We start from the raw sequence: 9,953 nt of genomic DNA on the forward strand, positions 1-9,953 counted from the left end.
GACAGAAAGTACTTCAAAGGATAGTCAGAGTATAAAGTATGACTATAGCAAAAATAGCAACAAAGTTGAATTAGTAACAAAGAAGATTGATAAGCCAAACGATACTTCGAAAGATAATGCAATTAATAAAGAGATAAAGTATTTGAATGATGGCATAGATTATGAAAAAAGAAAAAATAAACTTAAAGGCCAAATATATTTAAGAGCTGATGTTGGAATTTTAAAATCACAGCCAAAAGTATATAAAGATAATTTTTGTGTTAAGAATAATAACTGTGATAATAAAGGTTATGATGCAGGGAAAAATTATAATTTTGGAATAGGTTGGCATATTAACAATGATTACAGGATTGATTTATTATACAATAAAGCTAATTTGAAATTTGATTATAAGCAGCAAAAAGGTGCTAAGAATAATTATTACAAGCATAAAGTAGATATTTCTACATTAATGTTAAATTTATACAGGTATAAAAGCATATCAAAGTACTTTGATATATATATAGGTGGAGGAATTGGTTATACTAGAATATCTCCTTTGGATGGTATAATAACATTTAATAATCAAAAAGATACCTATAGTGCTAAACCAAGTAATAATTTTTCTTATAATTTAGCTAGTGGAATATCTTTTAAAGTTAATAATAATGCAGAGTTAAATTTAGGCTATAGATTTTTAAATTATGGTAAGGTAAAAGGATTTGATAGCTATGATGTATGGCCTGGTGTTCATGGTCCTTTTTCAAATGTTAAAAGAGAGCCCCTCAAAGGGCATAACCTTTCTTTAGGCATTATTTATAAGTTACCAAAAAAGTAGTTTCTATAAATTAACTCGAACTGCAGATAAGAAGTTAGAAATTTATAACAAATTTTCTAATCATAAAGTATAGTGTATCTCGCAGTCATCACGAAGTAGGGACGTTGACACTGCACAGTCATCACGAGCCACGAAAGTGGCGTGGTGATCCAGGGATGTTGCTTTATTTACGTTTGTTGATGCATTTCTGGATTGCCACACTACGGCTACTGCCTTCGCTCGCAAATGACTATATCGTTGTTCCGAACTGTATTAAATATTCCTGTATGGTTGCTTTGAGCTTTTTATAGAGCAATTCTTATCTGCAACTAGGATTAAGATTTATAAATTTCACCTATCTTTTTTTCTTACAACAACAATTGTATTGGCAAATTTATCGTGTAATCCTTGTTTTCTTTTAGTGTAATCAGCCATGAATAAGCCAATTCCTAATGTTAACAAATTGAAAATGTGTCCTATCATTCTTTTTATAGACTGTCTCATAGTTATTGGTTTATAGCTATCAGCATCTAATATTTTACATTGCATAATTAACTTTCCTATAGATGCACCCATTTTAGCCCAAAAAAATAGGAAATATAGTGTCACACAGCAAAGCATGATAAATTGCATAAATATATATCTAAGATTACTAACTGTAATTAATAATGAATCAAATATTGATGTAAAAGACATATTTTGAGCTTGTTGTAAATTTTTGTCAAACTCAATAAAAGAATTATTATCAAATCCAAAAAGAATCATAGTTAATAAATTCATGATTGGAGAGAGCACAAAAGTTATTATTACAATGTCAATTCCAAATGCAATTATTTTTCTATTTAACGTAGCATAGTTGTATTGTGTACTTATTTTTGAAGCTTTAGTCATTTTGATATTTCAATTAATTTTTGGTTTTGCATAAAGGGTTGTAATTTTTCTGGTATTGATATGCTGCCATCTGAGTTTTGATAATTTTCAATAATCGCTATTATTGTTCTTCCAATTGCCAACCCTGAACCATTTAAAGTGTGGACAAAATGATTATTATCATCTTTAAGAGATTTATATCTTGCTTTCATTCTTCTTGCTTGGAAAGATCCACAATTTGAGCAGCTAGAAATTTCTCTATATCTTTTTTCATAAGGTAACCAAACTTCTAGATCATAAGTTTTTTGAGAGCAAAATCCAATATCTTGGGTGCATAATAATGATACTCTATATGGTAAATCTAATTTCTTTAATATTGACTCAGCAGCATTTGTTAATCTTTCTAATTCATTTTTTGATTCTTCAGGTTTTACTATGCTAATTAATTCTACTTTTGAAAATTGATGTTGTCTTATCATCCCCTTAGTATCTCTTCCAGCGCTGCCTGCCTCTGATCTAAAACATTGAGTGTAGCTTACGTGTCTTAAAGGTAGTTCATGTTCTGCTATAATTTCATTAGTATGCATACAAACAAGAGGAACTTCAGAAGTTGGAATCAGTCTATAACCGTTGCTAGTTTTGAAAGAGTCTTCATCAAATTTTGGTAATTGCCCAGCTTTAAACATAGTTTCTTCAAGTACTAAAGCTGGAGGAAATACTTCTTCAAATCCAAATTCTCTAACATGCACATCTAACATAAATGTTGCGAGTGCTCTTTCAAGCCTTACTAAATCTTTTTTCAGAATAACAAATCTAGATCCTGAGATTTTTGTTGCAGTTTCAAAATCCATTATTCCTAATTTTTCACCTATATCATAATGAGATTTGGGTTTGAAATCAAAATTTTTAGGTATCCCAACAGTCCTTATGATTTTATTATCATCTTCGCATTCGCCATAAGGTACGTCTTTTTCTGGTATGTTAGGCAAAGTAGTAAGTAATTTGTTTAATTTTTCCAATGCCTCATTTTTTTGTTCTTCTAAGATATTTAACTTATGTTTTATTTCATAACCTTTTTCTTTTAATAAATTAAAATTTTCATCATTAGGTCTTAAAGAAGATATTTGTTTTGCTATTTCTTTTTTTTCATGCTGTAAGTGTTGTATTTTTGTTTTATTGTTTCTTACAATGTTGTCTATAAATAATATTTCTTCAGAGCAGGGGCGTATTCCCATTTTTTTTATGCCTTCGTCAAATAATTCACTATTTTCTCTTATAAATTTAATATCGTGCATAATGTTTATTTTATTTTTTTACATAGCATTATAGAAATTTCATATAACAACACAAGGGGTAGTGCAAGTATCAATTGGCTAAATATATCTGGAGGAGTTAGTATAGCAGCTAAAATAAAAATTAATACTATTGCATACCTTCTAAATTTTTTTAATTGAGTGTAGTTTATTATGTCCAATTTTGTAAGCATTATTAGTAAAATTGGCAATTGAAATGCTAAACCAAAACCTATAAATAATTCTAATATTAAATCAATATATTCACTTATTTTTGCCTCAAGAATTATTGTTACACCATTTTTTATATCTAAATTTTGAAATCCAATAAAAAATCTCCACGTTATTGGCATTACAATAAAATATACTATTAATATACCTGTCATAAATAATACAGGAGGAAAAAATACATATGGTACTAATGCTTTTTTTTCATTTTTATAAAGCCCTGGTTCAAGAAATTTATAAAGTTGAAAAAAAATAATAGGTGAGGTTAGAAATAAGCTAGAGATAAAAGATATTTTTAACTCTGTCATAAATCCTTCGGTAAGTTTAGTGTATATAAAGTGAAAATTTTTGGAATTATTAGAAATTTTTGTAAGAGGCAATGCAAGAATATTAAATATTTCCCAACTAAATTGAAATGTTATAATAGTAAAAATAATGAATGAAAAAAATATTTTTAGAAATCTATTTTTAAATTCAATTAAGTGCTCTTCTAAGGTATAGGTCTTTAAATTTATTTTATTTTTCTTTATCTTCATCTTCATTAGGTTTTTTGATATTTGTATCTTGATTTAAATAGTCAAAATATTTATTTTCTAAAAAGTCATATTCATTTTTACTATTATTTTTAAAATCTTTATAAAACATTTTGAATTTATGAATTATTTTAATAAAATCGTTAGGTTTTAAAACTAGTACTCCAACAATTAATACTATTAATAATTCTGATAATGATATATCTAACATTATGATAAAATTTCTTGCTATGTTGTTTTAGGTAGCGTATTTTTTAATGAATTTGATTGATGTTACTATATAACATATTTTCATGCAACAAACTGCTAAATTTATGGATGATAAAATAAGATTGGCTTTAAACGACTTACATGATGTAGTAATTAACAAGATTGAAGAAATTAAGCGTCTAGAGAAAAAAATAACGGAATTAAGTATTAAAAATGCTCAACTTCAAGATGAAATTGCTAATTTAGAAAATTCTGCAATAAAAAATAAACAAAATAGTAAAGATATCCAAAATCAAAATTTAATTAGTAAACTTGGCAAAAATTTATCTTTAGAGGAAAAGCTTATTAATGAGGATGTTAGTGAAGATATTGATATTTCTATAAATCAACTAAAAAGTATTATAAGTAAAAAAACAAATTAGTTATGCAAGAAGTAGAATTAAAAGTTGGAAATATTCAAACAAAATTACATTGTGAAAATCGTGATGAATTAATTATTTTAAGTGAAAAGCTTAATTCAGCTATAAATGATATAAAGAAAAATAATAATAACATTTCAGATGCAAAAGCTTTATTAGTTGTATCTTTACAATTAATAAATGAAATACAAGTGCTAGAAAAAAGTTTAAAAGATTTAAAAGCTAGTTTTTTTGATCAAGTGGATAATGAAAAAAAATTAATATCTGATAGTTATCAATTAGTCGCTGATCAAATTAATAAAATAACAATACTTTTAAAAAATTCAAAATAGTCATTATTTTAAATAATAAAATGCTGATAAATGATTGACTTACAAGCTTTTTATATTATATTTGGCTAATAATTTAAATTTAATTTAATAATAGTGTCAAAAAGATTAAATAGGAAATATGGCATTAGCCGTAGAATTGGTGCTGCCTTGTGGGGTTCTGAAAAAGATCCATGCCATAAAAAAAATTATCCTCCTGGAGTACATGGTGTTACAGGGTATAAAAAAACAACTGAATATGGTACTCAATTAATTGCTAAGCAAAAATTAAAAAAATATTACGGAGATATTAGAGAAAGGCAATTTAAATCTATTTACAAAGAAGCTAGTCGTAGAAAAGGTGATACAGGTGAAAATTTAATAGGATTATTAGAATCAAGATTAGATGCGTTTGTCTATAGATCAAAATTTGTTTCAACAATGTTTTCATCAAGACAATTTATAACTCATAAGCATGTTAAGGTTAATGGAAAAGTTGTAAATATACCAAGCTATGTTTTAAAAATTAATGATGTAGTTGAGGTTAAGGAAGCTTCAAAAAAGCTAGTAATAGTTTTTGAAGCTAAAGAAAGGAATGATAGAGATGTTCCAGAATATATAAAAGCTGATAATTCTAAGTTACAGGCTACTTTTCTTAAAATGCCAGCTTTATCTGAAGTTCCTTATCCTATTCAAATGGAACCTAGTTTAGTAGTAGAATTTTATTCAAGATAGTTAGATAATATATATGGCACAACATAAATCAGCAATAAAAGCTCACAAACAATCTTTAAAAAGAGCATTAAGAAATAAATCAACAAAAAGCAAGATAAAAACTTTTACAAAAAAACTTGAGCAGTTAGTAGAATCAAAAGATTTTGAAAAAGCTAAATCTACTTTAAGTCAAGTAGAATCTGTTATAATGAAATCAGTAACAAAAAAAGTTTTAAAATTAAATACTGCATCTAGAAAGGTTAGTAGATTAGCGAAAAAAGTAAAATCCTTAGATATTTCAACTGCTGCAAAAGCATAATTTTATTATTAATTATGTGGTTAAGAGTACATGTTGATAATTTAATTAGACCACTCATAAAAGAAAAAAAATTATTATATTATAAGTTATTTAAAGACTGGGATTTTATAATAGGTGCAAATTTAAAAGGTAAAGTATTTCCTCATGATATTAAATTCCATAAAAATAATGGCAATATTTTAACAGTAACTATTAATAATCATTGCAACGTTCTTGAAATACAAATGATGATTCCAAAAATTATCGAAAGAATTTCTAGGTATTTAGGCATTGATTACATATCAAAAATTAAGATTATAGGCTTGAAAAACAAAGGTTCTAAAAATAAAGATTATGAGGGCGATAGGAGAGATTTATTTTTAAACAATTCATTTGGCAAAGATAAAGGTGTTATATCCTCAATAAATAGTAATACAGATAATGAAATTAGAGATATTTTGTTAAGAATCGCAAAGAACTTAAAATAATAAATTATATTTTTACATATTATTTATAAATTTTATTTACATTTAAAAAAAATTCATGCAATAATGCATTTTCATAAGTAAAAATTTATAAATTATCATGAAAACAAAAAATATTTTTTTATTATTGCTAATTTTATTAGTTGCATTTTTAGGGTATTCTTTTTATAAAAATTCTAAAAATGGTCAAAAAGAGCAAGAGGTTAATCAACCTACTGCTATGAGTAAAGATCCACAAAAAGAAGCGAAAGATTCCGAGCCAATGACTAAAAAAGAGGTTAAGGGAATTATAGAAGAAGAGCTTAATGAAAACCCGGATATAATTATTAATGCACTTGAATCACACGTAAATAAGCAGCAGAATGCTCATAAGCAAAAAATACAACAGGTAATTATTGATCATAAAGATCAGTTGCTTAATAGTAAAAATGATCCAAAATATGGTGATCCAAGGTCTAAAAATACAATAGTTACGTTTTATGATTATAATTGTGGCTATTGTAAAAAAATGTCTGATGTTATTAAGCAGGTAATAGACAGTAAAGAAGATGTGTACATAGTCTTTAAAGAGTTACCAATATTAGGTGAGCAATCTATGAAGGCTAGTATGTTAGCTCTTGTTGTTAATAAAATATACCCTGATAAGTTTTTAGAATTCCATTTTGCATTGATGGATGATACAAGCAATCTAAGTCTTAATCAGAAAGTAGCTAATATATCTAAGTCATTAAATATAGATTCTAGTAAATTATTTAAGCAAATTGAAAATAACCCATCAATTAAACGTATAATTGATGAGAATTTTGATGCTGCTAAGTTAATTGGCTTTAGATCTACACCTACTTTGATTGTGAATGATGAATTGATACCAGGTTATATTAATTATAACCAATTAATATCAGTTTTAGGTTCTAATGAAGAGGGAGATGTGAATGATGAATCATCTAATGTTCAAAAAGATGATAATGAATCAGACACAAATTCTGAGGTAATTGATGAAAATAACTCTGATAACGATAATAATAAAAAAGATCCAAATAATGTAGTTAATACGAATAATAATAATCAAAATTAATATCATTAGTTAATTGTATACTAAGCTTGCGAGATTTACTAAGTTATTTTCGTAAGCTTTTTTATTATAATGTAATTGAGTATAATTACTATATCATATATGATAAGTAATAAGTAAAATTACTTTTTCTATAATATTTTGTATAAAATCTTTTTTGTTTTTTTTGGTGCTGGGTTAGGTGGTATATCAAGATTTATTTTATCAGAATATTTAATTATTACTTTTTCTACTAAATTACCAAGTAGCAAATTTATTGCAATATATCCTTATCCTACGCTAATTATTAATGTTATTGGTTCAACAGTAATAGGTTTTGTTTCGCATTTACTTCTTACTAAATTTCCAAATTATAATACGGAATTAGAGCATTTTGTTATTATTGGTTTTTTAGGATGCTTTACAACTTTTTCTTCATTTGCACTTGAAGCAGTAAACCTTCTTCACAATGACTATTTATATTATTTTTCCCTATATATTTTACTAAGCGTTATTATATGTTTAGTTGGATGCTTTTTTGGTATTCTTTTAGCTCGATATATAATCATATGATGAATTTAATTTAACCCTACCAAGCTGTAAATTAGAAATTAACATTAATTTTTTTGACCATAAGGCATAACCCGAGTTGCCGATAACAATTGCTCTATAAAGGGCTAGAAGCCACTATAAAGCAATGTTTGATACAGTTAAGAACAACGATATAGTCATTGCGAGGATGCAATAGCATCCGTGGCAATCCAGCTCTAGAGACTTGTCATTGCGAATAAATCCTTGATTTATGTGGCAATCCAGTAAAGCATCAATAAATATAAATGCTACAACAATTCTGGATCACCATAGTCGAGACTAGAGTCCCTCCCTCGTGATGACTGTGGGAGGTAGGATACAATGTCTCTTCCTCGTGATGACTGTGTGTAGTGCTAACATTCCTCCTTCATGATGAACATATATAGCAATAGTCATTGCGAGGATGCAATAGCATCCGTGGCAATCCAGTAATAATACGCTTCATGATTATAAGATTTGCTGTAAATTTCTTGCTTCTTATCTGCAGCTCAGGTTAAGGTATAGCATTTATAGATTGCCAAGAGAGTAAACTGAAGAAATTTCACTAATGTATTGAAAATTATACAATTTATGGTTTTATATAGTTTTAAAATCATACTTGGAGGAACAATATGTCAAATGATAATTTGATTTATAAAAAAGCAATTAGAACCTTAGGAAAAGATAAATCTCATTTAGCTATAAAGTTTGCTAATGATTATCAAGTGTAGGGTTTAAAATTAGTAAAGGAAGATAATTATTCAAAAGCTATTTTATTTGATGAAGAAGATAAATTATGAGTATTAAAAATTTAGGTGATGAAGATATTTAAACAACAATATATTTGTTGAATACGCATTTTATTATGATAACAATTATCAAATTAGATCACTAGTAGAGTTAGGCAGAAATAGTGCAGATTTAGCTTATAAATTTAATGATGAAACTAGATATAAAGTTTTAAGTTTAATAGGTGCTTATAGAAATAACTCTCATAAGATTTTGAAAACAGCTGGTGAATTTACAATGCTTGACTATTATAGCTCAGACTATAATAATGAATTCGATAATTTGGAGGAGTGCATAAAGAGTATTTATTGTAAATCTAAATGTATTAAAGAAATTGATTGCAACTTAAACTTTTAGACTGTTTCAATGATTTAGAGACAGCTCATAAAGATTTATAAAAAATATTGGTGCTTTAATTAATTATTGATATATAAAATAAAGCACCTTTGTTTTATATTCCTATATCTTGTCCTTGTCCTTGATTTTTTTCAACTACTGGTGTATTTGGTGATTGTTGCCCATCTTTGCCACCTGCATCTTTCATATCACTTGCGCCGCTCATATGAGAACCTATATCTTTAGCTTTATCCAGAGCTTCTTGTTCTTCAATACCATTTTTTGTTTCTGGAGAATTTCCCTTGGACTCTAGAACAGAAACCATATCTTTTGCACTATGACCAATATCATTTAGAGTTGATAAATCTTCATGAACTGCAGTTGCTAAATCTTGAATAGCAGCAATAAAACCTTTAAGTCCTCCAGCTTGAATGTCCTTAGAAATTTCTGCAAATTGCTTTTGTAAATCATCAACTAATTTAATTACATCATCTTTGATATCAAGTGCATCCTGTGTAATTTCTCCACCTTTTGTATCGATCAATTCTTTTATATCTCCAGGAACTTTAGAAAGTTCTCTACCTAAAACTATTCCATCAGCAAGTAACTGTGCATAATTTTGAGTTCTAATGTCAGTAGCAATTTCGGATAGTGTTCCTACTGAATCTTTTAGGTCAGATGCTATAGGGTTATTTTCGATAATTTTTTCATAAGTATCTTTGAAATTTTTAATTCTATCGCTTATCTCTTTTATTCCATCAATAACATTTGTAACATACTCTTGAAGATCTGTAAAGTTTGTATCTTGGTTCATTTTATCCGTAAGCGCTAAAATAAGGGCATCTAGGCAAGAATAAAAATAAGTGGTAGAACAAAAGCCTAAAAAAATAGAGGCTAATGATGCTATTAGAAAAAAAGAAAAAAAGAATAAGTAATGAAAAATGGAAAGAGCTAGTAGAAGAATATAAAAAAAGTAATGTAAGTAAATATGAATTTTGTAAGCAAAAGAATGTGCCGAGAAGTACATTTTATAAATGGCACAGAATTCTTGTAG

Annotated in this window: 14 protein-coding genes; 9 read left to right on the forward strand and 5 right to left on the reverse strand. The window is 27.1% G+C overall.

Going from position 1 to position 9,953, the window contains the following annotated elements; all coding sequences use genetic code 11:
• The coding region (locus EIC27_RS03760; RefSeq protein ID WP_153183762.1) for an outer membrane protein at positions 1-817 on the forward strand (817 nt) is incomplete at its 5' end.
• Positions 818-1,147: 330 nt separating this feature from the next.
• On the opposite strand, the gene EIC27_RS03765 is transcribed toward EIC27_RS03760, so the two are convergent.
• From EIC27_RS03765 to EIC27_RS03780, 4 genes are read right to left on the reverse strand one after another with little or no spacing between them, the layout of a single operon-like run.
• A complete protein-coding gene (locus EIC27_RS03765) occupies positions 1,148-1,687 on the reverse strand; it encodes an RDD family protein (protein WP_126044803.1) in 540 nt (179 codons plus the stop codon).
• The gene (serS, locus tag EIC27_RS03770; protein ID WP_126044804.1) at positions 1,684-2,961 is read right to left on the reverse strand and encodes a serine--tRNA ligase; all 1,278 of its coding nucleotides are present in this window, start codon (positions 2,959-2,961) and stop codon (positions 1,684-1,686) included. Before serS ends, EIC27_RS03765 begins: the two co-directional genes overlap by 4 nt.
• A gap of 5 nt (positions 2,962-2,966) precedes the next feature.
• The gene (gene tatC, locus EIC27_RS03775; RefSeq protein WP_205702328.1) at positions 2,967-3,728 is read right to left on the reverse strand and encodes a twin-arginine translocase subunit TatC; all 762 of its coding nucleotides are present in this window, start codon (positions 3,726-3,728) and stop codon (positions 2,967-2,969) included.
• Positions 3,703-3,930, reverse strand: a complete 228-nt coding sequence (locus tag EIC27_RS03780) for a Sec-independent protein translocase subunit TatA/TatB (RefSeq protein WP_126044806.1) — start codon at positions 3,928-3,930, stop codon at positions 3,703-3,705. Before EIC27_RS03780 ends, tatC begins: the two co-directional genes overlap by 26 nt.
• 82 nt (positions 3,931-4,012) lie before the next feature.
• On the opposite strand from EIC27_RS03780, the gene EIC27_RS03785 reads away from it, so the two are divergent.
• The 7 genes from EIC27_RS03785 (at position 4,013) to EIC27_RS03815 (ending at position 7,777) form a co-directional block, all read left to right on the forward strand.
• Positions 4,013-4,351: a hypothetical protein gene (locus EIC27_RS03785; RefSeq protein WP_126044807.1), complete on the forward strand. Its 339-nt coding sequence runs from the start codon at positions 4,013-4,015 to the stop codon at positions 4,349-4,351.
• 2 nt (positions 4,352-4,353) lie between these two features.
• Positions 4,354-4,680, forward strand: a complete 327-nt coding sequence (gene zapA / locus EIC27_RS03790; protein ID WP_126044808.1) for a cell division protein ZapA — start codon at positions 4,354-4,356, stop codon at positions 4,678-4,680.
• Between the two features lie 93 nt (positions 4,681-4,773).
• A complete protein-coding gene (rpsD, locus tag EIC27_RS03795) occupies positions 4,774-5,391 on the forward strand; it encodes a 30S ribosomal protein S4 (protein ID WP_126044809.1) in 618 nt (205 codons plus the stop codon).
• 13 nt (positions 5,392-5,404) lie between these two features.
• On the forward strand, positions 5,405-5,689 hold the full coding sequence (gene rpsT, locus EIC27_RS03800; protein ID WP_126044810.1) for a 30S ribosomal protein S20: 285 nt from the start codon (positions 5,405-5,407) through the stop codon (positions 5,687-5,689).
• A 14-nt stretch (positions 5,690-5,703) separates the two neighbouring features.
• A complete protein-coding gene (locus tag EIC27_RS03805) occupies positions 5,704-6,156 on the forward strand; it encodes a DciA family protein (protein WP_126044811.1) in 453 nt (150 codons plus the stop codon).
• A 97-nt stretch (positions 6,157-6,253) separates the two neighbouring features.
• Positions 6,254-7,228 carry a DsbA family protein gene (locus EIC27_RS03810; RefSeq protein WP_126044812.1) on the forward strand — a complete coding sequence of 325 codons (975 nt, stop codon included), beginning with the start codon at positions 6,254-6,256 and terminating at the stop codon, positions 7,226-7,228.
• Positions 7,229-7,366: 138 nt separating this feature from the next.
• Positions 7,367-7,777 (forward strand): fluoride efflux transporter FluC, encoded by a 411-nt coding sequence (locus EIC27_RS03815; protein ID WP_162298322.1) that lies wholly within the window; start codon positions 7,367-7,369, stop codon positions 7,775-7,777.
• 1,237 nt (positions 7,778-9,014) lie between these two features.
• On the opposite strand, the gene EIC27_RS03820 is transcribed toward EIC27_RS03815, so the two are convergent.
• Positions 9,015-9,713: a hypothetical protein gene (locus tag EIC27_RS03820; protein ID WP_126044814.1), complete on the reverse strand. Its 699-nt coding sequence runs from the start codon at positions 9,711-9,713 to the stop codon at positions 9,015-9,017.
• An 86-nt stretch (positions 9,714-9,799) separates the two neighbouring features.
• Here EIC27_RS03820 and tnpA point away from each other — a divergent pair.
• On the forward strand, positions 9,800-9,953 hold a 154-nt coding region (gene tnpA, locus EIC27_RS08185; RefSeq protein WP_410519450.1), incomplete at its 3' end, for an IS66 family insertion sequence element accessory protein TnpA.

The organism is Candidatus Aquarickettsia rohweri, assembly GCF_003953955.1.
GTDB classification, from domain to species: Bacteria; Pseudomonadota; Alphaproteobacteria; order Rickettsiales; family Midichloriaceae; genus Aquirickettsia; species Aquirickettsia rohweri.

Bases quoted from the DNA above. Each gene is read 5' to 3' on its own strand.
- serS (WP_126044804.1), bottom strand. From the start codon at position 2,961: ATGCACGATATTAAATTTATAAGAGAAAATAGTGAATTATTTGACGAA.
- EIC27_RS03765 (WP_126044803.1), bottom strand. From the start codon at position 1,687: ATGACTAAAGCTTCAAAAATAAGTACACAATACAACTATGCTACGTTA.
- EIC27_RS03780 (WP_126044806.1), bottom strand. From the start codon at position 3,930: ATGTTAGATATATCATTATCAGAATTATTAATAGTATTAATTGTTGGA.
- rpsT (WP_126044810.1), top strand. From the start codon at position 5,405: ATGGCACAACATAAATCAGCAATAAAAGCTCACAAACAATCTTTAAAA.
- EIC27_RS03785 (WP_126044807.1), top strand. From the start codon at position 4,013: ATGCAACAAACTGCTAAATTTATGGATGATAAAATAAGATTGGCTTTA.
- EIC27_RS03805 (WP_126044811.1), top strand. From the start codon at position 5,704: ATGTGGTTAAGAGTACATGTTGATAATTTAATTAGACCACTCATAAAA.
- EIC27_RS03810 (WP_126044812.1), top strand. From the start codon at position 6,254: ATGAAAACAAAAAATATTTTTTTATTATTGCTAATTTTATTAGTTGCA.
- EIC27_RS03820 (WP_126044814.1), bottom strand. From the start codon at position 9,713: ATGAACCAAGATACAAACTTTACAGATCTTCAAGAGTATGTTACAAAT.
- zapA (WP_126044808.1), top strand. From the start codon at position 4,354: ATGCAAGAAGTAGAATTAAAAGTTGGAAATATTCAAACAAAATTACAT.
- tatC (WP_205702328.1), bottom strand. From the start codon at position 3,728: ATGAAGATGAAGATAAAGAAAAATAAAATAAATTTAAAGACCTATACC.